The organism is Devosia neptuniae (assembly GCF_025452235.1).
In the GTDB taxonomy this organism is placed as follows: domain Bacteria; phylum Pseudomonadota; class Alphaproteobacteria; order Rhizobiales; family Devosiaceae; genus Devosia.
Genome location: NZ_CP104965.1, coordinates 3,474,082 through 3,498,074, shown reverse-complemented (window position 1 = coordinate 3,498,074; position 23,993 = coordinate 3,474,082). Strand labels below are relative to the sequence as shown.

General features: G+C 62.7%; 22 protein-coding genes. 12 read left to right on the top strand and 10 right to left on the bottom strand.

The genetic code is table 11. From position 1 onward, the window contains the following. Window positions 1–199: 199 nt before the first annotated feature. The 9 genes from N8A98_RS19935 to N8A98_RS19895 all read left to right on the top strand — a co-directional run bounded on the left by N8A98_RS19935 (window position 200) and on the right by N8A98_RS19895 (window position 8,947). Window positions 200–1,513 (top strand): ABC transporter substrate-binding protein, encoded by a 1,314-nt coding sequence (locus N8A98_RS19935; protein ID WP_262167956.1) that lies wholly within the window; start codon window positions 200–202, stop codon window positions 1,511–1,513. Between the two features lie 73 nt (window positions 1,514–1,586). After that, a complete protein-coding gene (locus N8A98_RS19930; RefSeq protein ID WP_262172085.1) occupies window positions 1,587–2,477 on the top strand; it encodes a carbohydrate ABC transporter permease in 891 nt (296 codons plus the stop codon). A 1-nt stretch (window position 2,478) separates the two neighbouring features. Next, window positions 2,479–3,438, top strand: a complete 960-nt coding sequence (locus N8A98_RS19925; protein WP_262167955.1) for a carbohydrate ABC transporter permease — start codon at window positions 2,479–2,481, stop codon at window positions 3,436–3,438. Next, entirely contained in the window at window positions 3,435–3,686 is a 252-nt protein-coding gene (locus N8A98_RS19920; RefSeq protein ID WP_262167954.1) for a hypothetical protein, read from the top strand. The genes N8A98_RS19925 and N8A98_RS19920 overlap by 4 nt, the downstream gene beginning before the upstream one ends. Then, window positions 3,679–4,788 (top strand): ABC transporter ATP-binding protein, encoded by a 1,110-nt coding sequence (locus N8A98_RS19915; protein ID WP_262167952.1) that lies wholly within the window; start codon window positions 3,679–3,681, stop codon window positions 4,786–4,788. Before N8A98_RS19920 ends, N8A98_RS19915 begins: the two co-directional genes overlap by 8 nt. Further along, on the top strand, window positions 4,788–5,864 hold the full coding sequence (locus tag N8A98_RS19910; RefSeq protein WP_262167951.1) for an ABC transporter ATP-binding protein: 1,077 nt from the start codon (window positions 4,788–4,790) through the stop codon (window positions 5,862–5,864). Before N8A98_RS19915 ends, N8A98_RS19910 begins: the two co-directional genes overlap by 1 nt. Before the next feature lie 34 nt (window positions 5,865–5,898). Further along, window positions 5,899–6,951: a TIM barrel protein gene (locus N8A98_RS19905; protein ID WP_262167949.1), complete on the top strand. Its 1,053-nt coding sequence runs from the start codon at window positions 5,899–5,901 to the stop codon at window positions 6,949–6,951. 11 nt (window positions 6,952–6,962) lie between these two features. Next, window positions 6,963–8,096, top strand: a complete 1,134-nt coding sequence (locus tag N8A98_RS19900) for a Gfo/Idh/MocA family protein (protein ID WP_262167947.1) — start codon at window positions 6,963–6,965, stop codon at window positions 8,094–8,096. Next, window positions 8,093–8,947, top strand: a complete 855-nt coding sequence (locus N8A98_RS19895; RefSeq protein WP_262167946.1) for a sugar phosphate isomerase/epimerase family protein — start codon at window positions 8,093–8,095, stop codon at window positions 8,945–8,947. The genes N8A98_RS19900 and N8A98_RS19895 overlap by 4 nt, the downstream gene beginning before the upstream one ends. An 84-nt stretch (window positions 8,948–9,031) precedes the next feature. On the opposite strand, the gene N8A98_RS19890 is transcribed toward N8A98_RS19895, so the two are convergent. Then, window positions 9,032–9,622 (bottom strand): DJ-1/PfpI family protein, encoded by a 591-nt coding sequence (locus tag N8A98_RS19890; RefSeq protein WP_262167944.1) that lies wholly within the window; start codon window positions 9,620–9,622, stop codon window positions 9,032–9,034. Between the two features lie 55 nt (window positions 9,623–9,677). Next, a complete protein-coding gene (locus N8A98_RS19885; RefSeq protein ID WP_262172083.1) occupies window positions 9,678–10,361 on the bottom strand; it encodes a GntR family transcriptional regulator in 684 nt (227 codons plus the stop codon). A 175-nt stretch (window positions 10,362–10,536) separates the two neighbouring features. On the opposite strand from N8A98_RS19885, the gene N8A98_RS19880 reads away from it, so the two are divergent. The 3 genes from N8A98_RS19880 to N8A98_RS19870 are packed head-to-tail and all read left to right on the top strand — an operon-like array spanning window position 10,537 to window position 14,064. Beyond that, entirely contained in the window at window positions 10,537–11,784 is a 1,248-nt protein-coding gene (locus N8A98_RS19880; RefSeq protein WP_262167943.1) for an iron-containing alcohol dehydrogenase, read from the top strand. Next, entirely contained in the window at window positions 11,781–13,238 is a 1,458-nt protein-coding gene (locus tag N8A98_RS19875; RefSeq protein WP_262167941.1) for an NAD-dependent succinate-semialdehyde dehydrogenase, read from the top strand. The genes N8A98_RS19880 and N8A98_RS19875 overlap by 4 nt, the downstream gene beginning before the upstream one ends. Before the next feature lie 10 nt (window positions 13,239–13,248). Next, the gene (locus N8A98_RS19870; protein ID WP_390888787.1) at window positions 13,249–14,064 is read left to right on the top strand and encodes an alpha/beta hydrolase; all 816 of its coding nucleotides are present in this window, start codon (window positions 13,249–13,251) and stop codon (window positions 14,062–14,064) included. 496 nt (window positions 14,065–14,560) lie between these two features. Here the strand turns inward: N8A98_RS19870 and N8A98_RS19865 are convergent, their stop codons facing one another. The 8 genes from N8A98_RS19865 to N8A98_RS19830 all read right to left on the bottom strand — a co-directional run bounded on the left by N8A98_RS19865 (window position 14,561) and on the right by N8A98_RS19830 (window position 23,989). Further along, on the bottom strand, window positions 14,561–15,868 hold the full coding sequence (locus N8A98_RS19865; RefSeq protein WP_262167938.1) for an NtaA/DmoA family FMN-dependent monooxygenase: 1,308 nt from the start codon (window positions 15,866–15,868) through the stop codon (window positions 14,561–14,563). Next, window positions 15,865–17,118, bottom strand: a complete 1,254-nt coding sequence (locus tag N8A98_RS19860) for an acyl-CoA dehydrogenase family protein (RefSeq protein WP_262167936.1) — start codon at window positions 17,116–17,118, stop codon at window positions 15,865–15,867. Before N8A98_RS19860 ends, N8A98_RS19865 begins: the two co-directional genes overlap by 4 nt. 117 nt (window positions 17,119–17,235) lie before the next feature. Continuing rightward, window positions 17,236–18,834 carry an ABC transporter substrate-binding protein gene (locus tag N8A98_RS19855; RefSeq protein ID WP_262167935.1) on the bottom strand — a complete coding sequence of 533 codons (1,599 nt, stop codon included), beginning with the start codon at window positions 18,832–18,834 and terminating at the stop codon, window positions 17,236–17,238. A 91-nt stretch (window positions 18,835–18,925) separates the two neighbouring features. After that, a complete protein-coding gene (locus N8A98_RS19850) occupies window positions 18,926–20,017 on the bottom strand; it encodes a rhodanese-like domain-containing protein (RefSeq protein ID WP_262167933.1) in 1,092 nt (363 codons plus the stop codon). A gap of 158 nt (window positions 20,018–20,175) precedes the next feature. After that, window positions 20,176–20,826: an NAD(P)-dependent oxidoreductase gene (locus N8A98_RS19845; RefSeq protein ID WP_262167932.1), complete on the bottom strand. Its 651-nt coding sequence runs from the start codon at window positions 20,824–20,826 to the stop codon at window positions 20,176–20,178. Between the two features lie 32 nt (window positions 20,827–20,858). Next, complete coding sequence (locus tag N8A98_RS19840; RefSeq protein ID WP_262167930.1) at window positions 20,859–21,728, bottom strand: NmrA family NAD(P)-binding protein; 870 nt, start codon at window positions 21,726–21,728, stop codon at window positions 20,859–20,861. Next, complete coding sequence (locus tag N8A98_RS19835; protein WP_262167929.1) at window positions 21,725–22,750, bottom strand: ABC transporter substrate-binding protein; 1,026 nt, start codon at window positions 22,748–22,750, stop codon at window positions 21,725–21,727. Before N8A98_RS19835 ends, N8A98_RS19840 begins: the two co-directional genes overlap by 4 nt. 12 nt (window positions 22,751–22,762) lie before the next feature. After that, window positions 22,763–23,989, bottom strand: coding sequence for an acyl-CoA dehydrogenase family protein (locus N8A98_RS19830; protein ID WP_262167927.1), 1,227 nt, complete (start codon window positions 23,987–23,989; stop codon window positions 22,763–22,765). Window positions 23,990–23,993: the final 4 nt, after the last annotated feature.

Sequence of the window (23,993 nt, the reverse complement as noted above, 5' to 3'; positions counted from 1 at the left end):
ACCGCCAAAGGCGGCGTGGCCAGTGCGAAGGGCGGGGGGAGAGGCAACCGACAATAATAGTCGGGCTTCGATGTCGCCGGAGACTGAGGAGGCGGAAGCACGACTTAGGGAGGGGTCGTCTTGTCATAGTGCCTGATCATTACGCAGCAAAATTCTCGCTAGCAGCGAGACAGTGCATCCCGAGGGAGGAGATGAAACTATGCGCAAGACCATTGCCGGTCTATTGGCCGGTGCAAGCTTGATGACGATAGGTGCGGTTTCCGCACAGGCTCAGGAACTCACCATTCTGTGGGCTGAATGGGACCCTGCAAATTATCTGCAGGAACTCGTGAATGAATATCAGGCCGAGACCGGCGTGACGGTTACCGTCGATACGGTTCCCTGGCCAGACTTTCAGACCAAGCTGTTCACTGAACTCAACGCTCAGGGCTCGGCCTATGATCTCGTGGTCGGCGACAGCCAATTCCTGGGGGCGGCCTCGACCGGTGGCCATTATGTGGAGCTCACCGACTTCGTCAAAGAGCACAACCTGACCGAAGCCATGGCTCCGGCCACCATGAAGTTCTATTCCGAATATCCGGATAGCTCGGGCCATTACTGGTCGGTGCCGCTGGAGGGCGACGCCGTCGGTTGGGCCTACCGCAAGGACTGGTTCGAAGATCCGACCGAGATGACCAACTTCAAGGCCAAGTACGGCTACGATCTTGCTGTGCCGACCACCATGAAGCAGATCCTCGACATCGCGGAGTTCTTCAACCGCCCCGCCGAGAACCGTTACGGCGCTGCGATTTATACCCAGCCTACGGGCGATGCTCTGATGATGGGTGTCGAGAACTTCATCTTCTCCTATGGCGGCTCGCTCGGCGATTATGCCAGCTACAAGGTGAGCGGACTGCTGAACTCGCCGGAATCCGTGGAAGGCCTTGAGGACTACCGCAAGCTCTTCGGTTTCGGCCCTCCGGGCTGGGGCAATGCGTTCTTCGCCGAAGTGAACACGGCGATTGCACAGGGTCAGGTGGCTATGGGCATGAACTTCTTTGCGTTCTTCCCCTCGCTGCTCAACGAAGCGACCAATCCGCATGCCGCCAATATGGGCTTCTTCGCCAACCCGCCCGGCCCGCGTGGGGATGACTTTGCCGCTCTTGGTGGCCAGGGCATCTCGCTCATCTCGTACAGCCAGAACCAGGACGAGGCGATGAAATTCCTCGATTGGCTGGTCAAGGACGAGACCCAGAAACGCTGGGCCGAACTCGGCGGCTACACGGCTTCGGCCGCGATCCTGAAGTCGGACGAGTTCCAGAATGCCACCCCCTACAACAAGGCATTCTACGAGACGATGTTCAAGGTCCGCGACTTCTGGGCTTTGCCTGAATATGCCGAGCTGCTCGATGAGGGCCAACAGGGCCTGTTCGAATATGTCGTGAATGGCAACGGCACGGCGCAGGAAACCCTCGACAAGCTCGCGGCGACCTGGGTCGAAACCCTCAAGACAGCCGGCTATCCGGCCGAATAGTCACGAATTTTGCCCCGGGAGGCATTGCCTCCCCGGGCATTTCAACCGGGGGGATCGTGCATTGAATCACATGATGACACCGCTCAGTTCGGGCTCACGCGCCGCGGCGCGGGGGTGGAGCGACATCACCATCAGAAACCTGTTCGTCATTCCGACCGTAGCGTTTCTTATTATCTTCAACGTCTTTCCATTGCTCTATTCACTGGGTTTCTCGTTCACCGACTTTCGCGCGTCGAGCAAGGATCCGGTCAATTTCGTTGGGCTCAAAAACTACGTGGACGTGCTGGCCGATCCGGTGATCTGGCGCAGTTTTGCGACTACGCTTTGGTATGTGGTCGTCTCCGTGACTGGCCAGTTTATCGTCGGCTTTGGTCTGGCGCTTTTGCTCAACCGGCCCATTCCGGGCAAGGGGCTGCTGACAACCCTGCTATTGCTGCCCATGATGCTCTCGCCAGTAGTCGTGGGCCTGTTCTGGAAGCTGATCTACGATCCGTCCTGGGGCATCCTCAACCATGCGCTGGGCCTGGGCAAGGTTGCCTGGCTGACCGATCCGAGCCTGGCGCTCTATTCGGTGGCCATTACCGATATCTGGATGTGGTCGCCCTTTGTCATGCTGCTGTCGCTTGCGGGCCTCAGCGCGGTGCCCAAGCACCTCTACGAAGCGGCTTCGATCGATCGCGCCGGGCGGTTCTACACCTTCTTCCGCATCACGCTGCCGTTGGTGGCGCCGATCCTGCTGATCGCGGTGATCTTTCGCACCATGGAGGCCTTCAAGACGTTCGACATCGCCTTCGTCATGACCGGCCAGCCGCAGGCCGAGCTGATCTCGTCGCGCCTTTACAAGATGGCATTCCAGCAGTGGCAGACCGGCCCCGCGTCGGCCCTCGCCTACATCATCCTGATCATGGTGCTGTGCATCACCAATATCTACGTCAAGTATCTCAACAAGGCGAAGGAGCGCTAGAATGGCCATCGTTTCAACGCGCGCCGGGCGTCTGGGCAACCGCATCGCCATCGGCGCGGTCATCGTTATTACCCTGATCTTCCTGTCGCCGATCTATTGGATCACCACGACGGCGTTCAAGCCACTGGTGCTGGCGACGTCGGTGCCGCCCACCGTGGTGTTCGAGCCGCAAATCACCCCGTTCGTCAAGCTGTTCACCAAGCGCGCGCAATTGACGGCGCCAGTGACGCCCGAGGTCTATGAAGCTGCGCCATGGTGGGAAAAACTGGTTCTCGACGGCGGCGAGCGGCTCGCCCGCGACGGCAATGGCGATGTGGTGTTCTCGGCCTATCCCAGTCGCTTCGCGAACTCGCTGATCATCGCGATCACCTCGACGCTGCTCGCTGTGTCCCTTGGCACGATCACCGCATACGGATTCTCGCGTTTCAGGGTCAAGGGAGAGGCGGATCTCCTGTTCTTCATTCTCTCGACCCGCATGCTGCCGCCTGTGGTCGTCGCCATCCCGATGTTCCTGATGTACCGGGCGGTCGGGCTCAACGACACCCATATCGGCCTCATCATCCTCTACACCGCGTTCAACGTGTCTTTTGCCGTGTGGCTGATGAAGGGGTTCATCGACGAAATTCCGAAGGAATATGAAGAGGCCGCGCTGGTCGACGGTTACACGCGCATGCAGGCCTTCTTCAAGATCGTGCTGCCCGAGGCGGCAACGGGCATCGCCGCAACGGCCGTGTTTTGCTTCATCACGGCCTGGAACGAATATGCCTTCGCGCTGATCCTTTCCAATCGGCGAGCGCAGACCGCCCCACCGTTCATTCCCAGCCAGGTCGGGACTGGCCTGCAGGACTGGACTGTTATAGCCGCCGGCACGGTGCTGTTCCTGCTGCCTGTCGCCATCTTCACCTTCCTGCTCCGCAACCATCTGCTGCGCGGCATGAGCTTTGGTGCAATCCGCAAATGAACATTGCTGTATTCAATCAGAAGTTCCTCGGGCCGGCCTCGATCGTGGTCAGCATTCTGGGCATCCTGTTCCTCTGCCAGCCATGGGTGGCGTTCCTGCACAGCTGGAGCGTTCTCGTCATGCTGATCGGGCTCATTGCCTTCAACGTGTCCGTGCACATCGCGCCGCCACTCGAGCGTGTGGATGAAGACGACACCGGGCCGGTGTCCCTGTCGCAGACCATAAAGACGGGGGCCGGTCATGGCTGAGATAGAACTTCGTAACGTCGACAAGCATTTCGGGCCGGTGCACGTCATTCGCGATGTCGGCCTGACCGTCAAGGACAAGGAGTTCGTCGTGTTTCTGGGCCCATCGGGCTGCGGCAAGACGACCACCCTGCGAGCCATTGCGGGTCTGGAAGACATCGATTCAGGTGATATCCTGATCGATGGCAAGCCGGTGCAGACCCTGCGTGCGGCGGAACGCGACGTCGCCTTCGTGTTCCAGAACTATGCTCTCTACCCGCACCTGACCGTGTACGAGAACATGGCCTTCCCCTTGCGGGCCGTGCGAATGAACCGCGCGGAAATCGACACCACGGTGAGGTCGGTGGCCGGATCGCTGGGGATCAACCACCTGCTCAAGCGCCGTCCGTCGGCATTGTCGGGTGGGGACATGCAGCGCGTCGCCATCGGCCGCTCGCTGGTCCGCCGCCCCAAGGGCATCCTGCTCGATGAGCCAATCGGCTCGCTTGATGCCAAGCTGCGCGAAACCATGCGCGTGGAGCTCAAGCGGCTTCACGTCGAAAACGGCTCCACATCCGTCTACGTGACGCATGATCAGGTGGAGGCCATGGCGCTCGCAGACCGCATCGTGGTCATGCATGAGGGCATACTGCAGCAATTGGGCACGCCGGCCGACGTCTACGAATACCCGGCGAACATGTTCGTCGCGCAATTCGTGGGCAGTCCGGTGATGAACATGAAGACTGCCGATATCCGCGAGGCGGCAGGGCGGGTGCAGGTCGGCCTCGACGGCACTGCCGTTGCCTTCGATTTCCCCGCCGAACTCGCCGGAAAACTGAGTGCAGCCAACGTCCAGAAAGACAAGTTGATGCTCGGCGTGCGGCCCGAGGGCGTCCTGATTTCGCGCGATGCCAAGGACGGCTATGTCCAACTGGTTGCCGGCATCATCGAGCCGCTTGGCTCCCATGACATTGTCGACCTCAAGGTTGGCGACGGCATTCTGCGGGCGCGCACCAAAAGCGCTTTCGTCAGTGCGTCCGGCCAAAAGGTATGGGCACGCATCGATCCCGGACAAGCGCACTTCTTTGACGTGACGTCCGGCATCTCGTTGGGAGTGAGGTTCTGATGGCCAATATCCAGCTCAGGAATATCACCAAGACTTTTGGCACCCACACCGCCCTCAAGGACCTCAGCCTCGAGGTCGCCGATGGCGAGTTCTTCGTGCTGCTCGGCCAGACCGGTGCGGGCAAGACCACCACGTTACGTGTCGTCGCCGGTCTCGAGAAACCCGATTCCGGTCAGGTGTTCATCGACGGAGTGGAAGTGAACGACTGGGGTGCCGCCGAACGCGACGTCGCTCTGGTCCTCCAGCAATATTCGCTCTACCCACGCTATACTGTGCGGGAAAACCTGGCTTTTCCCCTCAAGTCGCCGATCCGCAAAACCCCGCAGGTCGAGATCGATGCGCAAATCGCCCGTGTCGCAAAAACGCTGCGCATCGAGCATCTTCTGGATCGCAAGACGGACCGTCTGTCAGGTGGCGAGATGCAGCGCGTCTCTATTGGCCGCGCGATCGTGCGCAAGCCGCGGCTGTTCCTGATGGACGAGCCGCTTTCGGCACTCGACGCCAAGCTGCGCGAAGTCCTTCGCACCGAGCTCAAGAGCCTGCAGGTCAATCTGGGCGCCACCTTCCTGTTCGTGACGCATGACCAAGTCGAGGCCATGTCCATGGGCGACAAGATCGGCGTGCTCACCGACGGCCAGCTCATTCAGGTCGGCACCCCCTATGAAATCTACAACAACCCGGTCAACACCTTCGTCGCCCGGGCTGTCGGCTCGCCGCCTATGAACCTTATCGACGGTCAGGTTTCGGGCGACGCGGCCAGCGCCATCGGAGCCCGCCTGCCGCTCGGAGCAGCCAAGGCAAGCGCCGGGGAAGGGCGGCCGCTGCTGTTTGGCGTGCGTCCGGAGGACCTGCATCTGGAAAGCGGAGCACCTGTTTCAGCGCGCGTGCAGGACATCGAGAACCACGGCGTGGAAAAGATCATCACCCTGCGCGTCAACGACAAGTTCTTCCATGCCACAGTGTCCAAGCAGGCGCAGCTTCAGGTCAATGAAGATGTGCGCTTCACCTGGGACCCGGAAAAGGTCATCTTCTTTGATGCAAACTCGGGCATGAACCTGGCGCACAACGCTGCCTGAAAAGGGTGGCCGCACATACTCTGGGAGGAGTAGCATGGCATCCAATAACAGCTATCCCAAGCTGCACAATGCAACTTGGCCCGGCGTGGTCGGCAAGGGCGCCCCGGATTCAGAGCCGATCATTCCCCTCGACACGCTCCTCAAGCTGACCGCCGGCGCCGAAGCCGGCGGTCAGAAGTTTGACGGTGTCGATCTGTGGCTTGCCGATCCTCATATTTCGATCGATTCCAGCCCGGACGACATCAAGCGCGTGTCCGACCATATCGCCAGCTTCGGCCTCGAGGTCGGCTCATTCGTTGCTCCCATCTGGGGCGGCGCCGGCGGCGGCTCGGCCATGGGGGATGCCGACGAGGTGAAGCGCTTCCTCACTCAGGTGAAAAAGGCCTGCCAGATCGGGCAGTGGATGCGTGAAATCGGCATTCGCCCAAGCGGCGGCATCCGCGTCGACAGTTCGACCGGCGTCGAGGCCTGGGACCAGGACCCCGAGGGCAATACACGCAAGATCGCCGCGACCTTCCGGGAGGCAGGCCGGATCGCGCAGGCCCATGGCGAGTTCATCGTTGCCGAAGGTGAGATTTGCTGGGGCGGCATGCATTCCTGGCGTGAGAACCTGAAGCTGCTCGAAATGGTCGGGATGCCCGGCGTCGTCGGCTACCAGGCCGATATGGCCCATTCGATGCTGTTTGTGCTTGGCGCCAATGCCGAGAAGGATCGCATCCTGCCGCCCGATTTCGACTGGGCCGACAAGCCGGCGCTGGACGCGGCCTACAGGCAGGTTGCCGACGCGCTTCGGCCGTGGACGCTCGATTTCCACGTCGCCCAGAATGACGGCACCACCTTCGGGTCGGGCGATCATGAAAAGACCGGCCGCCATTGCCAGGTCGATGATCCCAATGGCCGGCTCGATGTGGTCAAGCATGCCGGCTATTGGCTGCGCGACGAGAAGGGCGAGCTGACCAAGACGATGCGCCACATCTGCTGGGACGGCTGCATGTTCCCCAACGCGGTGATGGAGTCGCAGGAAACCTGGAACAGAATCCTGGGCCAGATGGTGCAGGTTCGCGACGCCCACGGCTGGCGTGAATAGAAGGGGACCTAATGACCAAGCAACTCAATGTCGGCATGGTGGGTTATGGCTTCATGGCCCGCGCCCATTCCAACGCCTGGGCCAATGTCTCGCACTTCTTCGACACCGGCTATCGTCCGGTGCTGAAGGCCGCCGCGGCCCGCAACGTCTCCAAGCTCCGCCATTTCGCCGAGCAGTGGGGCTATGAGAGCCAGGAGAGCGACTGGCAGGCGATGATCGAGCGCAAGGATATCGACGCGATCGATATTTGCGTGCCCAATGACCTGCACGCTGAGATCGCCATCGCCGCTGCCAAGGCTGGCAAGATGGTGCTCTGCGAAAAGCCGCTGGCGCGCACCGAGGCCGAAGGCAAGCCGATGGTGGACGCGGTCGAGCAGGCCGGCGTCCCCAATATGGTCTGGTACAATTACCGCCGCGTGCCGGCGGTGACGCTGATCAAGAACATGGTCGAGGCTGGCAGGCTCGGTCAGATATTCCACTACCGCGCGAAATTCCTCCAGGACTGGACGATCTCGCCAGACGTGCCGCAGGGCGGTGCCGCGACGTGGCGGCTCGATGTCGAGGCGGCGGGCTCCGGCGTCACCGGCGATCTGCTGGCCCATTGCCTCGATACCGCGATCTGGATCAATGGCGGCATCACCTCGCTGACCGCGATGACTGAAACTTTCATCAAGGAGCGCGTGCACGCAGAGACTGGCAAGAAGCAGGCGGTGGGCATCGACGATGCGGCGGCGGTGCTCGCGCGCTTCGGAAATGGCTCGCTTGGTACGTTTGAATCGACCCGGTACGCCCGCGGCCACAAGGCCGGCTACACGCTCGAGATCAATGGCGAGAAGGGCTCGCTGGCCTGGGATCTGCACGATCTGAACCGCGTGCAATTTTTCGACCACAGTATCGAAGGCGCGCAGCGAGGCTGGACCAATATTCTGGTGACCGATGGCGATCATCCTTATCTGGGCAAGTGGTGGGTGCCAGGCCTCATCATCGGCTATGAGCACAGCTTCACCCACCAGGTGGCCGATTTCCTCGACGGGCTGAGGACCGGCAAGCCGGCCGCGCCGACCTTCCGCGACGCGCTCGAAACCAACCGCATCTGTGACGCGATCATCGCCTCGGGCATGTCGGGCAAGTGGGTGCAGCTTTGAGCGTCAAGCTCGGCTTCAACCTGCTGCTATGGGCCACGCACGTCACCGATGAGCACATGGCCATCATCGAAGACCTCAAGGCCACCGGCTATGACGGGGTCGAGGTTCCGATGTTCGAGGGGGATCCAGAGCATTTCCGCAAGCTGGGACGACGCCTGAGGGATATCGGTCTGGTCGGGCAGGGCGTCGGCATCATGCCGGGTGGCGGCAAAAGCGCGGTCAGCGCCGATGCAGCCGAGCGGGAAGGGGCCCTTGGCCACCTCAAATGGCTGACGGATTGCACCGAGGCGCTGGGCGGGACCATGTTTGCCGGGCCCTTTCACCAGCCGCTCGGCCAGTTCAGTGGCCGCGGTCCCCAGCCCGAGGAGATTGACCGTGTCTCCGAGGTGTTGAAACAGGCCGGCGCGTATGCTGCCAAATCTGGCATCGAAATATCGATCGAGCCGCTCAACCGCTTCGAGTGCTATTTCCTCAACACGGCCGCCCAGGCTGCGGACCTCATCAAGCGGGTCGGCGCCGCCAATGTCGGCTACCTCTACGACACGTTCCATTTCAATATCGAAGAAGATTCGATAGTCGATGTCATCCCCACGACGTTCGGGCAGATCAATCACGTCCACATTTCGGAGAACAATCGCGGGGTTCCGGGCGCCGGCCACATCGACTTCGCGTCGGTATTCAAGGCGCTCAAGTCAGCCGGCTACGATCGCTGGATGACCATCGAATCCTTCGGTTCGGCGCTGCCCGATCTTGCCGCGGCGACGAAAATCTGGCGTCCGCTCTTCGAGACACCCGAGGACGTTTATCGCAAAGGCTATCGCCTTATGCGCGATGGTTGGGACGCGGCCTGACCCAAACTGGTCGCACCCTCCGTCCGGTGGCTACATGACAAAACTCCCCCACATTGTGGGGGAGCTTTTCTTTGAGAGCACAGCTCAGAGTTTGATCTCGGTGCCCAGAACCTTGAGGCAATCGCGCATGAAGGCGCCTAGGGCCGTCCAGCCCTTGGCCGACACCATGGTCCCGTCGATCAGCGAGTCGGTGGGCGACAGGTCGACATAGGTGCCACCCGCAAGCGTCACTTCGGGTTCGCACGCCGCCAGGGCCGCCACGCGCTTGCCCCGCACCACGCCGTCGACGGCGATGAGGATTTGAACGCCATGGCAGATCGTGAAGATCGGCTTGTTCGTCTCATGGAAATGGCGAACAAGCGCCTGGATACGCTTGTCAGTGCGGATATATTCGGGGCCACGGCCACCGGCGCAGTAGACCGCGTCATATTGGGCCACCTGCGCCTCGGCTTCCGAGAACGTCTTGTTGATATCGGCATAGTGACCGGGCTTTTCGGTATAGGTCTGGTCGCCCTCGAAATCATGCAGCGAGGTCTTGATGCGATCCCCGGCCTTCTTGTCGGGGCAAACGACATGAACCGTATGGCCCACCGCTTCCATGCCCTTCTGATAGACGAAGATTTCGTATTCCTCGGTGAACTCACCGGTGAGCATCAAGATTTTCTTGGCGGGCATGACAATTCCTCCTTGTTGTCCCAGCGAGTACCAACCCGCTTGCCACAGATTTGAATTAGTCGAAGGCCGGCAACAGCCGAGCCCTTGAATTGATGATGTGCCGACGCATCGCTTCGTGCGCCGCCTCTGGCGAACGCTGCTCGAACGCGGTCATGATCGCATCGTGTTCGTCGAGCGCCTCAGCGGTCACCCGCCAGTGAAACATCAGCCTGAAGATGTGGAAGTGGGCATGCTGCAGGCGCAGCGTCTCGCGGATCAGGCCGTTACCGGCAAACTGGAGAACGCGATCATGAAACTCGGCATCCTGCCGCGCGAAATCCGAATAGCGCAATTGCTCGTCAGCGCCAGCGTTCCCAGCCATGCCGCTTGCCAGGGTTCGCATTTCTGACAGGCGGGCATCGTCCATGCCGGCTGCAGTCTTGGCGGCGGCGTCCGGCTCGAGCGCGAGCCTGAGTTCATAAAGTTCGTCGAAACCGTTGCGGGTGATCTGCGGCGTCGCGCGGTATCCCACGAGGTGGGTTCTGAGCACGAGGCCCTCACCCTCAAGGCGCCCCAGCGCCTCGCGGATCGGGGTTTGCGACACGTTCATTTCGCGCACCAGACTATCGACGGTGATGCGCGCTCCCGGCGCAATCTTCAGTGACATCAGTTGCGCGAAAATAGCTTCGTATACCCCGCCCGCCAGGCTCGCGGGGCGCGCCAGTGCAGTGTTTTCGCCGTATATGTCGCTCGTAGCCATCAGATGGAAATACCGCCGTTCATCGAAAAAACTGCTAGCACGAGACTCGACAGCAAGCAATGCTATATCCTATAGGATTTGATGTATGGGTCACCGGGGAGGGGATCTTGGGCTGGTTTCGGGGGCAGTTTGTGCAGGCGGAAATCGCCAGATGTAGACGCGAGGAGCGGCTGTGATGTCCCTCTACGGCGCCCTGCGTATTCCGCGCGAAGTCCTGTTCGGCAAAGGCCAGCGCTCTGCCCTTGCCAGTGTTGCGGCGCGCACCGGCAGGCGAGCGTTGGTCTGTACCGATGAACGCTTTGCCGCCACGTCGGTGTTCGCCGTGATGATGGACAGCCTGCGCGCCGCCTCCATCGAGATTCTTGTCCAGGACACGATTTTGCCGGACGTACCGCGCGACAGCGTGGCTGAAGGCGCCGAGCAGGCGAGGGAGTTCGCCCCCGATATGGTCATCGGCATCGGCGGGGGTTCATGCCTCGACTTTGCCAAATGCTCGGCCCTGTTGCTCACGCATGGCGGCCGGCTCCAGGACTATTACGGGGAGTTCAAGGTTCCGGGGCCGGTGTTGCCAGTCATCCTGGTGCCGACGACTGCCGGAACTGGCTCGGAGGTGACGCCCGTCGCCGTGATCTCTGACCCCGAGCGGACGCTGAAGGTGGGGATATCGAGCCCATACCTGATCTCGACAGCGGCAATCTGCGATCCTGAACTGACCTATTCCTGCCCCGCGGGGCTGACCGCCATCGCCGGCGCCGACGCGCTGACGCACGCGATCGAGGCCTTTACCGCGCTCCGTCGTGAGCCCGCTGCGGACTTGGCGCAACGCCATGTCTTTGTCGGCAAATCCGCATTCACCGATCATTTCGCGCTTCTGGCGATCAAGCTGCTCGGCCGGAGCCTGGTCACGGCGTTCACCGATGGCGGCAATGAGGACGCGCGGGCCGATGTGATGATGGCGGCAACCGCGGCAGGCTGCGCATTCGGTACGGCCGGCACGGCGGCGGCGCATGCTATCCAGTATCCACTCGGCGCGTTGACGCACACCGCGCATGGCCTGGGGGTAGCGGCGCTGCTGCCCTATGTGATGACCTACAATAGACCTGCATGCACACCAGAACTGGCTCAAGTGGCGTCTGCACTCGGGCTGGCCACCCAAGGCAGGAGCGACGGCGAGAACGCCCAGGCTGCTATTGACGCGGTGACGCGGATATTTGCCGCCATCAAGATTCCGCGCACGCTGTCGGAACTCGGGCTGCAAAGCGATAAAATCGAGTGGACGGCTCAGCAGGCGATCGGCATCGAGCGGCTCATAAAGAACAATCCCCGCCCCATTGATCTTGCCGCCATGACCGGCCTGATCCAGGCCGCATATGACGGCGATTTCGTAGCTGCGGCAGCCCAAGACAACGGTACGGCACCATGACCACGATTCCCGACATCCAGGCCTGCGCAAGAGGCCTCTACATCAACGGGCAATGGCAGCCCGCTCACGGCGGCAGGGTTATCGACGTTGTCGATCCATCCACCGAGATGGTCCTGGCCTCTGTTCCTGACGCGACGCTCGAAGACGCGAGCTCGGCAGTCGAGGCGGCGGCTAGCTCTGCCGAGGGGTGGCGCAATACCGCCCCACGCAAGCGCTCCGAGATCCTCCGTCGTTGTTTCGAGCTGATGGTCGAGCGGGCCGAGATGCTCGCCATGCTCATTTCCATGGAAAATGGAAAGGCGCTTCGCGATGCCCGTGGCGAGGTCGCCTATGCGGCCGAATTCTTCCGGTGGAATGCCGAAGAGGCCGTGCGCATCACCGGCGAATTTGGCACGGCCCCGGCCGGAACCAACCGGATCATCGTCGACTATCAGCCCATCGGCATCTGCCTGCTCATCACGCCGTGGAATTTTCCCGCCGCCATGGCGACGCGCAAGATCGCACCGGCGCTCGCAGCGGGATGCACTATTATCCTCAAACCGGCCTCCGAGACGCCGCTGACGGCTTTCGCCCTCGCCGCCATCTACGAAGAAGCAGGGGTGCCACCCGGCGTTGTCAACGTCATCACCACCACCGCGCCCGGGCCTTTGACCGCCGCCATCCTTGCCGACCCCCGCGTGCGCAAGCTGTCGTTTACCGGCTCGACCAGCGTCGGCCGTGCGCTCCTCGCTGAGGCCTCCAAGCATGTGATTTCATGCGCCATGGAATTGGGCGGCAATGCGCCGTTCATCGTGTTCGACGACGCGGACCTGAACGCCGCCCTTGATGGTGCGATGATCGCCAAGATGCGCAATGCCGGCGAGGCCTGCACCGCCGCGAACCGCATCTATGTGCAATCGGGCATCCATGACGCGTTCGTCGCCGGGCTTGCTGGACGCATGCAGGCCCTCAAGATCGGCGCCGGCTATGACGCGGCCACCGATTGCGGCCCGATGATCACCAAAAAAGCCGTCGACAAGATCGACCGTCTGGTCGCAGACGCCGTCAAGCGGGGCGCCCAGGTCGTCTGCGGTGGCCAGATTCCAAACGAGCGCGGCTTCTTCTATCAACCCACGGTGCTGACCGAGGTGCCGCGGGATGCCGACATGGCATCGGAGGAAATCTTTGGCCCGGTTGCGCCGGTCTCGCGCTTTGAGACCGAGGACGAGGTCATCGCCCGCGCCAATGACACCGAATACGGCCTTGCAGCCTACATTTACACCGGCGATGTCGGCCGCGGTCTGCGGTTCGCGGGCAAAGTCGAGGCCGGCATGATCGGCCTCAACCGGGGACTGGTTTCCGACCCTGCCGCACCATTTGGAGGCGTCAAACAGAGTGGCTTGGGTCGCGAAGGCGGACAGCATCACGGCATCGCTGAGTTTATGGAGGCGAAATACATCGCCGCGAGCTTCTAGAGAGGCCGAGATGGAGAAAGATCCCTTCCGAATACGTGGACACCAGCCAGATTTCGACATGGTCGTTGCCGACATCGTGTCGCGCAGTGCTGCCACGCGCGAGCGCTTGCGGATGAGCGAAGCGGGGTATGGCGACGGCGCCTCCGAAACACTGGATATCTTCGTGCCGCCCGGAGCGAGCGGTCCTCTGCCGGTCCACATGTTCATTCATGGCGGCTATTGGCGCATGTTTTCCAAGCGGGACTATTCGCTCGTAGCCGAGACGGTGACCGAGGCGGGCGCTATCGCGGTCATCGTGGACTATGGGCTGATGCCGGGCGTGCGGATGGCCACGATCGTCGATCAGGTTAGCCGGGCCAAACAATGGGTCCTGGACAATATCGGCGCCTTCGGCGGCGATCCGTCCCGCTTTACGGTCAGCGGCCATTCGGCCGGGGCCCAGCTTGCTTGCATGCTGTTCCGCGCCGGCGCCCCATCGGGCATCCAGGCTGCGCTGCTGTTGGGCGGGCTCTACGACCTGGCGCCGTTGCAGAAGTCATTCCTGCAAGCCGAGATCGCCCTCACCGACGAGGAAGTGCGCCGCTTCACGCCGCTGCGCCAGACCTATGATACCGGGACGAGCGTTTCAGTATTGGTCGGCTCACGCGAAACACCGCCCTTTCACGATCAGGCCGGCGCGTTCACCAGGCGCCTCGGGCGCCAAGGGCTCGACGTCTCGTACCGCCTGATCGCGGGTCGTCATCACATGGACAGTGTTCGCGATTTGGGCGATTCAAATTCGCTGGCCGGTATCGAGTTGACCAAAATAGTTGCCAGCAAATCCTGACGCCGCGCCCCCTCGCCCGCGTTCCTTCCTGCAAACGCATTTGGGAACTCGAGTGCGCCAATCAACGTATGCCGTCATGCCTCCGCCCCAGGATTCGCTTCTACGGCTGGACGATTTCTTGGCCGGTAAGCTTGGTGCGTGGCATGGTTTCCTCGGCGAAAGCGAAAGATTGAGACTTCCACAAACTCCGTCTGGGTTGGGAAAACGCCCGGCCCCTTTGCCAGACGAAATGGTGATCATAGGGATGCCGGACCGGTGGATAGGCCGAGTCCGGCAAAATGCGTATAGCCCGTTGATACAGCCGTGCATCCCCAGGCTTCGCACAGGGCGTTGTCGGGCAAATAGGTGAAGTAATCAGCCTCGCACCTTGGGGGAGGTCGGTTGAGCGAGGGCTTCGCTGTACGCTGGGGCCTGCGATGTCTGAACACGTGGTTCAGCAGCATCACCGGCATGGTGCTTGGCGATTAGCGGGCGGAGGCCCGGATGTTGTTGCGGGTTAGGCCGGGTAGGGCAGGCCGTAGCGGTCGCGGATGGTCTTGCCCTCATAGCTGCGCGGATAAACGCCGCGGTCCTGCAGGATCGGTATGACCTTTTCCACGAATTCGGCAATATCGTCCGGCGCACGGGGCGGCTGCAGGGTGTAGCCGTCCACCGTGCCGTCGGCCCAGAAATCGATGATCGCGTCGGCCACTTCCTCGGGCGTGCCCAGCAGCAGGCGATGGTGTCCCTCCGAGCGCCGCACGGCCTGGCGGGCGGTGAGCTTTTCGTGGGTCAGCAATTCCGACAGACCCAGACCCATGCCGACTGCCATCAGGCGGTTCTGGTCGGGGATGAAATTAGCCCCAACAAGCACCGCATCGGGATCGAAATCGGCCGGATCAATGCCGTTCTCCTTGGCAAAGCGGGCCAGCAGCCCGTCCTCGGAGCCGGCGCCGCTAAACAATTCGTGCTTGCGTAAGGCCTGCTCACGCGTCTCGCCCAGGATAACGACCAGTCCGGGCACGATGCGGATACCGGCGGGGTCGCGACCCAAAGCGATCGCGCGATCCTTCACCTTCTTGCCAAAGGCTTGCCCAGCCGGACGCGACAGGATGTTGCAATAGATGATCTCGCCGTGCCGGGCCGCCAGGTCGATGCCGCCTTCGGAGGCGCCGGCCTGGGCGATTACCGGATGGCCCTGCGGACCGCGCGGCACATTGAGCGGGCCCTTGATGGTGAAATACTCGCCCTCATGATCGATGGCATGGGCGCTCGACGCATCCCAGAACCGTTCGGGCGGCACCTCGCCCTCCCGCGCCGGATCCCAACTGGCCCAGAGTTTTTTGGCCACGTCGAGGAATTCCGAAGCTCTGGCGTAGCGCGCGGCGCGCGGCGGCAGCGGTTCGCTGCCGAAATTGGCGGCGACGGCCGGATTGAACGAGGAGACGATATTGATGATCAGGCGGCCGCCGGAAATAATGTCGGTCGACTGCGTCCGCCGCGCCAGATTGAAGGGCGAATTGTAGCTCGACGACATGGTCACGACGAAGCCGATATCGGGTACTTGCGCCGCCAGCGCCGTGCTCAGGATCAGCGGGTCGATAGTGTGGAAGGGCCGCCCGTTCGGATCGGTGGCGAGCGCCGGGTGATCGGAAAAGAACACCGCATCGAACACACCCTTATGGGCGAGTTCGGTGAGCCGCCGGTAATAATCCGGGTCGTTGATGTCGTGCTTGGTACCGGTCCGATATTTCCAGGCATTGCCGAGATAGCCGGTAGTGTTGATGCCGACATTGAGATTGAGCCGGCGTGTCGTCGTGGTCATGCGATTGCTTTCGCTTGCTGCGTGGTATCGGCCACGCCGATGCCGCCATGCGGGGCGGGCGTGGTGCCATTGACGGCGAAGTCGCCGACAACGCGATCGTGGTAGATGCGGGGATTGTGCGAGGCGATGGTGCGTGCATTGCGCCAGTGGCGGTCCAGCCCATGGCTGCGCTTGGCGGCCGAGGCGCCCAATGCGTCGAAAAGGATGGTACTGGCGTCGAGAATGAGGCTGGTGACCACCGTCACCGACTGGCTGACCTCGAGATCGGCATTGCGGTCGGCCTCGGCTTTCGCATCGGCGTCGCCGGATTGGTGGGCTTGATAGGAGCGCTGCAACGCGTCGGCCGCCTTAAGGGTAATGGCGCCAGCGGCATAGGCCGCACCGCGCACCTTGCCGACCACTTGTAGCACCTGCGGGTCCTGGGCTGTCCGTGCAGCATTACCCCGGCCATAGACGCGCTTGCGCTCGGCCACGTGACGCGACAGGTCGCCCGCCGCTGCCCGGCCAATTCCGGCCAGGCTCGCCAGATGCACGAGTTGGAAGAAGCCGCCGGAATAGGGAAAGCGCAGGGCGGTGGGTTTCAACAGGTCATCGCTGATGGCCACGTCCTTGAACCGCGCCGTGCCGCTGGCGCTGAGCGCCTGCCCGAACCCATCCCAGTCATCGAGAATTTCGACGCCCTCCGCGCCGGTCGGCACCAGCGCGCCGATAGGATTGCCCTCACCATCGGCCGCGCCCAGCGTGATCCAGTCGGCATAAAGCGAGCCGGTTGTGTAATATTTCTCGCCATTGAGCAGCCAGCCGTCGCCGTGGCGCACCAGCCGCGTCGACCAAGTGCCGATCTTGCCTTCGCCAAGCTCGGAAAAGCCGCTGCCGACAATTTCGCGGTTGCCCAGATGCTTGAGCCAGGCATCGCGCCACGGGCTGGCGGGCGCGTTCAGCACGTCCTCGGTGAAGCCGAGATGGCTGCGAAAGGCATTGGTGATGTTGGGGTCGGCTTCGGAAAGCTCGATCAGCAGGCCAAACAGTTCCGGTAGCGTGAAACCCAGGCCGTCATGCTCCACGGGCAGGCGGAGCGTTGAAAATCCGGCATCGCGCAGCCAGCCGATCTCCTCGCGCGGCAGGATGCGTTCGACATCGCGGGTCACCGCCCGCTCGCGAATACGCGCGAAGATGGGGCGGAATGGCGCGGCGAGGGTTTCGAAGCGGTCGGATGGGCCGGCGCCCCAGGCTTGGCTGATATTGGTCATGGCAATGATCCGGGATGCGCCGGCGGCAAGCCGCGCGGCTGGTAAACAATGTCAGGCTTTGCGCGACGCGCGAGGAAGAATTCCTTTGTGCTGGGCAAAGGAATTCTTCCCGCTGTGTCAGGCGGTGAAGTGAGCGTAGGCCAGGCTCCCAGCGATGCCTTCGGCACCGGTCGTATGGTCGGCGATGCGCTTGTCGTAGAGCGTGAGGTCGGGGGAGCTGACGACGCTGATATCGGGCAGGTCTTCGATGATTTGCGCCTGGAAATCGGCGAATTGCTGGAAGCGGGTGGCTGGATCGGTTTCGATGGCGGCGGCTTCGAGCAGGGCATCGGCGGCGGGGCTATTGTAGCCGGAGCCGTTGGTGAAGGGGATGCCGGGCTTGAAGTTCTTGCTCCAATAAAGGCGCTGCACGCCCACTGTCGGATCGAACAGATTGCTCATGCCGTGATAGGTGAAATCGAAATCGCGATCGGTATAGACGCGCTTGATATAGGTGGCGAAATCCTGCGAGCGCAGCGAGACCTCGACGCCAACCTTGGCCAGGGCCTGCTTGATATATTCGCCGCCGCGCTTGTAGAGGTCCTGCCCGCCGAGGGGATCGAGCGTGATGCGCTGGCGAATGCCGTCGGTGCCGCGCGGGAAGCCGGCCGCGTCGAGCAGACTCTCGGCCTTGGCCGTGTCGATGGCATAGGTCTTGAGATTGGGGACGAAATATTTGGCCAGCGAGGGAACGATAGGCCCCTCGATCACCGAGCCATAGCCGAAATTGACGGTCTGGTGGATGACCGATTTGTCGATGGTATGGGCGAAGGCCTGGCGAACGCGCACATCCTTGAAGAAGGGGTGTTCGAAGTTGAATTCGATGCGCGAGAGATTGTTCTTGTAGCCATAGCCGCGCCGCTCGATGGCGATATTGGGCAGCGTTTCGAAGCGGGCCAGATCGCTGAGCGGAATGGGTGTGCTGGCGCCGATATGGACCTCGCCGGTTTCCAGCGCGATGGCGCGAGCGGCCGGGTCAGTGATGAAGCGGATGATCAGGCGATCGAGATAGGGCCTTGGCGCATCCCAATAATTTTCGTTGCGGACGAACTCGACATGGCTGCCGCGCACCCATTCCTTGAAGATAAAGGGGCCGGTGCCGACCGGGGCATTGTTATGTGGGTTTTCGTCGACCTTGGTGCCTTCGTAGAGATGGCGCGGCACGATGGGGGTTTCCGAGGAGCCCAAGGCGGTCAGCAGGTATGGGGCTGGCTTGGCGAGCTTGAGGATGACCGTCAGATCGTCGGGAGTCTGGATATCGGAGACGGCGGCGAAGGTGACGCGGCCGCGCGGGTGGCCTTCCTTGATCGCGGCGAGCGAGAAGGCGACGTCGGCGGCGGTGAAGGGCTGGCCGTCATGCCATTTGACATTGGGGCGGAGGCCGAATGTGTAGGTCAGCCCGTCGGGCGCGACATCCCAGCTCGTGGCCAGCAGCGGCAATGGGTTGAGATCGAAATCATAGGTCAGCAGGCCTTCGCTGTGCTTGCCGGTGAAATCGGTGACGCCGGTATGCACGATGCCGGTGAGGGTCGGCGGCTCGCTGCCGGATAGCAGCACGAGCGTGCCGCCATGCTGGGGCGATTGGGCGAGGGTGGGGCGGGCCAACAGGCCGGCGCCGAGGGCGGCGGCGGATAGGCCGAGAAAATGGCGCCGGCGGGGTGTCCAGAGCGAGGACATGGGGAAATCTCCGGGAGGGACGTAAGGGTAGCGGCCGACGCGCGAGGAAGAATTGCTTTGCGGTTGGGCAAAGCAATTCTTCCGGCAGGGATCAGGCGACGGCGCTGAGTTTGGCTTGTTCGAAATCGTGCAGCAGGATGGCGATTTCGTAGCCGCGGCGTTTGAGCCAATGGGCGACGGTCTTGGCCCGGACGCCGAGCAGGTCATCGACCAGGATGACGCGGGCGCCGCGCACGGCGATGGTGCGATAGGCGACGCCGAGCAATTGGCCGCCTTCGGAGGAAATCGAGCGCGGCAGATGGCCGGCGGCGAACTCTTCGGGGGTGCGGACATCGAGGAAGTAGGTGGTGCGGTTCTTGTCGTTCACCCAGGCGTCGGCATTGGCCTGATCGATATAGAGCAGGCTATCGTCTTTGGAGAGGGTTTCGATATGCTCGGCGGCGAATTGCCTGGCCGTGTCGCTGGCCTCGCCATAGGCGGCGGTTTTGCCGGTTTCGAGCTTGAGGCCCGCATTGGTCCAGCCCTTGGTGCCGTCATCGAGATAGGCGACGAAATTGGGCACCCCGGCATCGATCAGCGTCTGGGCGCCGAGGATGGCGCGGGGCAGGCCGGCGCAGGAGACCAGAACTTTGGTGCTGGCCGAGGGGACCAGATCCTTGAAGCGCAGGACCAGTTCGGCGCCGGGGACGCTGACGGCGCCGGGGACGTGCTCCCTGGTGTATTCGGGCAGCGTGCGGCTATCGAGCACGATTACGTCTTCGCCCTTGTCGCGCAGGGCCTGGAGTTCGGTGGCGGTGACGACCGGGGTGCCCTTTTCGTCGCGGACCTTGGTGACGAAGGGGACGCCGGGAATGTCGAAAGTTGGCAGATTGTCGAGGCCACCTTCGATCCAGGCGGGAATGCCGCCTTCAAGGGCCTGGATATTGCTCCATCCGGCAGCGGCGAGGCGGGCGACGGCGGCTTGGGCCGTGCCCTTGCCGTCATCGACCAGTACCGTGCGCACGACGCGGCGCGGGATGAAGCGGTCGATTTCGGCGTCGAGCCGGTCGGCCGGTAGATTGGTGGCGAAAAGCGGGGAGGCGTAGCCGACATCCGCGGCGGGGCGAATGTCGAGGACTGCCAATTCGGCGCCATCGCCGAGCCAATCGATAAGGGTCTGCTTGCTGATCGTGCGATGGGTCATGCCGGAGCTCCTGTGGTCAAATGCTGCCTCGAGCATCCGGCTACTCGGCGGAATTCAAAAGAATGATTTTCTGTCAGTCGCGGAAAGCAAGCCTTTCGGCGCAATGCACATTTCGTCCTCGGCCCGGAAAGCCCCGATCAATTGCGCTAGACCTACGCTTAATACGCCGCCGTAAAACGCTGACGGATGAAGGTGTTCTGCTCCAGCGCATTGAGCACGGCGATGGCGAAATCGGCTTCCGAAATCCGGCTTTCGCCATCGTCGTCGCGCAGCAATTGATCGCCGCCGAGCCGAAAGCGCCCGGTGCGCTCGCCAGGTTTGATGGTGAGCGGCGGCGACACATAGGTCCAGTCCAGGTCATGCTCGCCCCGCTTGAGACTGCGCAGGATCTCGCGGTTGCGCAAAGTATGCGCCTTGTGGCCGGCCGGGTAGAAATCGCTATCGACCACATCGACGCCCGGACTGGCCTCGAGGCTCCCCACGCCACCCACGATGATCAGCCGCTTGACCCCCGCCTGCTTGACGCCAGCGAACAGGCCGTCATGGGCCTTGCGGATCAACTCGGCCGCGTCTTCCGCAGAGTAGTTGCGCAGGCCCGGGCTATAGGCACTGATCACCGCGTCGTGGCCTGCGGCGATCTTTGCGACATCGTCGGCATTGGCGATATCGGCCGAAAGCGCCGTCAGGTTAGGCTCTGGCGCCAGCTTGGCCGAGCGGGTAACCGCCGTGACGCGATGGCCGCGCGACAACGCCTCCTTGCGGATATTGCTGCCGATATTGCCGGACGCGCCGAAGACGACGATGGACATGATGGGTCTTTCTCTAATTCGGCCGCGAACGGCTAGCCTGCAAGCGCCGCGTCGGCGGCGAAATGTTCGGTGATGAAGGCTTTGACCGTGCGTGGCGCATGGCCGAGCAGTTCGGGCACTACGCGGGTGACCGTGGCCGCCCGGCCGGCGGCGATCAACGTACCGAACTGGGCAACGGCGCGATGCTCGAACCCATCACCCAGCAGCGGCGCGACGCTTCCCGAAGTCTCGGCAACTCCGATCGGCCGGTGCAGCACACGCGCCAGGATCCCGGCGATATCGCGGATCGAAACGGCTTCGTTGCCGGTGATGATCAGCGGCTTGTCCGCGACTCGTGGCGCCAGCAATTGATGCACGGCCACATCGGCAATGTCGCGGGCGTCGATATAGGCGACGCGGGCTGTGCCATGTCGCGCATTGAGCACTTGGCCAGTCATGGCCTGCCTGATCGTGTTGAGGAGTGCGACCTGCATCCAGGCATTGGGACGGATGCAGACATGTTCGATACTGAGGCCGCGTAGATGCCATTCGACCGCCGCATGGGCGTCGCCCGAAATCGAGACGCCCGGCGGATCGATGGTCCAGTCGGACCCCGAAATTTTGACGATGCGTGAGCCGCCCTCGATAGCGGCGGCGCCGGCCGCGGCGATCTGTTCCTCGACTAGGCTTTCGCTGATCGGGGACAGCAGGAAAAGCTTGCGGGTGCCGGCCAGCGCTTTATGCAACGAATCCCGATCGGCGAAATCGCCTGGAGCAATCTCGACCCTGGCGCCGAACAAGGCCCGCGCCGCTTCGGGCCTCCGGGTGAAGACCCGGACGCGCTGGTTCTGTTCGAGCAACCTTGCGGTTACCAATTGGCCCAGCCGCCCGGTGGCCCCGGTCACCAGGATCGGGGCGCTCATGCCGCATTGCGGCGTGTAGCCGCCTCCAGGGGAGCCGGCGCGAACCAGCCTGCCACGTCGAAATCAGCCGGGATAAAACCCCATTCGAGCAGGAAGGTCTTGAAATGGGCGAAGGCCACTGCCTGCTCGTCATCCAAGGTCAGAGCAAGATGGCGATGCACATCTGGCCCGTTGGCGGCCCAGACGGCGTCCTCGCCGACACCGATCTCGTTGGCGATCAGCCGTACTGCATCATGCGGGTGTGCCTCGGCCCAGCCCGCAACGCGGCCGACAATGGCGACGAGATCAGCCACGAGGTCCGGGGGCTGCTCGAGAAAGAGCGCATCGACTGTCAGCGGACGCGGCGTGCCATTGTTGACGCGAATGCGTGGATCGGGATGGAAGCCGAATTCGGACACGACGACTGCGCCAATCTGGTTGGCCAGCACCAGTCCCTCGGCGCCCTTGACGAAAAAGGCGTCGATCCGGCCGCTGGCCAAGGCTAGCAGCTCTTCGCCATAGGGATAGCGGCGTTTGAGACCGAGGAAGGCCGCATTGCCGGTCTCGATCAAACTGGCTTCCGGGCTGTCGAGATAGATCAGTTCCACATCGGTGTGAGACAGCCCCTCGAGCGAAAGCGCGGAGACAATGCCCTTGAGCGCGGTGGCGCGCTGGAAATCGATGCGCTCGCCCGGCTTGCGCGGCACGCCAATGCGGCGGCCCCTAAGGTCGCTGCCTTTGGCGATGCCGGAGCCGGGCAGGGCGATGATGGCCTGGAATTCGTCGGTTGTGGTTACGCCGACGACCTGCGTCTGCCGCCCGCCCGAACGGGCCCAGAGCGGCGGAATATTGCCGCCCTGGCGGAACGAGAAATCCAGCGCATGGGTGAAATGGCTCTCCCGCACCGCGGGATCCTTGCTATCGCGGATCGAGCGAACGCCGACGCCCGCCTCCTTGAACTGCTGTTCCACCCAGCCGAGCTGGTAGGCGATGGAGAGCGGGGTGGGCGCGGGGCAGCGGGTATACCAGACTGATTGGCTCATCAGGGGCTCCGATCACGCGCTGCCGACGACGGCGAGGCGGGGTGGCAGGTGCGTGCGCACCGGAACGGGCTCAAGCGGCGTGGCGCTTGCCGCGGCGTGCCGGCCCAATGCCGCCTTGGCCAGAATGATGCGGATCATGTTGTTCTGCGGCGCATGCGCCTTGCCCGAAAGGGCATCGCGATGGTGGCGCTCCAGCGGATTGTCGCGGCTGATGCCGGGATTGCCGCCCAGATCGAGCGCCAGCGTCGTCACCGCGATGGCATTCTCGATCACCACATGCTTGACCGCCGCGGCGTCGGGGCCGAATGGACGCCCGTTGTCATAATCCTCGGCGATCGATCGCAGCAGGCGCCGGTTGGTGGTGAGCCAGACTTCGATCTGACCCAACCCATCCTGGATGCGGGGCAGGGTGGATAGCGGCGCGCCCAGGCTTGCCGGGGCGCGGGTCGTGGTGAATTCGATCAGCCAGTCGCGGGCACCGCGCGCCGCGCCATCATAAATCGCCGGTACCAGCGAAAAATACCAGGCACCCTGACGTTCATCGCGCCTGAGCCCTTCGCTGGCCGGCGCGATGTCAATAACGTCTTCAAGTGGGATAGCAACATCGTCGAGGATGAGGTCATCGCTATTGGTGGCGCGCATGCCGGTGGCATTCCAGGTCTTCTCGACGCGAATGCCATCGGCATCGGTCGGCACGAGGAACGAGCCAAGACGTGGCTCGGGCTCGTCGGTGATGGCGAGCACGGCAACCCATTTCAGCAGCGGAATGCCGGTGGCATAGGTCTTGTGGCCTGTGATGCGCCACTGATTGCCCACCTTGCGGGCAATGGTTTCGGGTGGCGAACCATGCGAGGGCGAGCCGACGCGAGGCTCGACCTGAGCGGCATTGAGCAGCGCCACCCCGTCGCGATTGGCCTTGGTGACCCGCTCGATCAAGTGGTCCGGCCACTTGCCGGAGGCGCGCATGGAATAGTGCTGGCTGTAATGCATGGCCAGCACCAGGGCGGTGGAGGGTTCGCCTCGCGCTACCGACGAAACCACCGCCAGCGCCTCGCTCAACCCGCCGCCCAGCCCGCCATGCTCGGTGGCTGTCACCAGACCCAGAAGGCCCGCCTCATAGAGTGCGTCGAAATTGGCGAAAGGAAAATCGCCAGTTTCGTCATAATGCCGGGCGGTCAGGGCAAACCGTTTGCCCAATTGCTCCGCCTTTTCCAGGTAGGGCGCGAAATCCGTGGTCATGGCT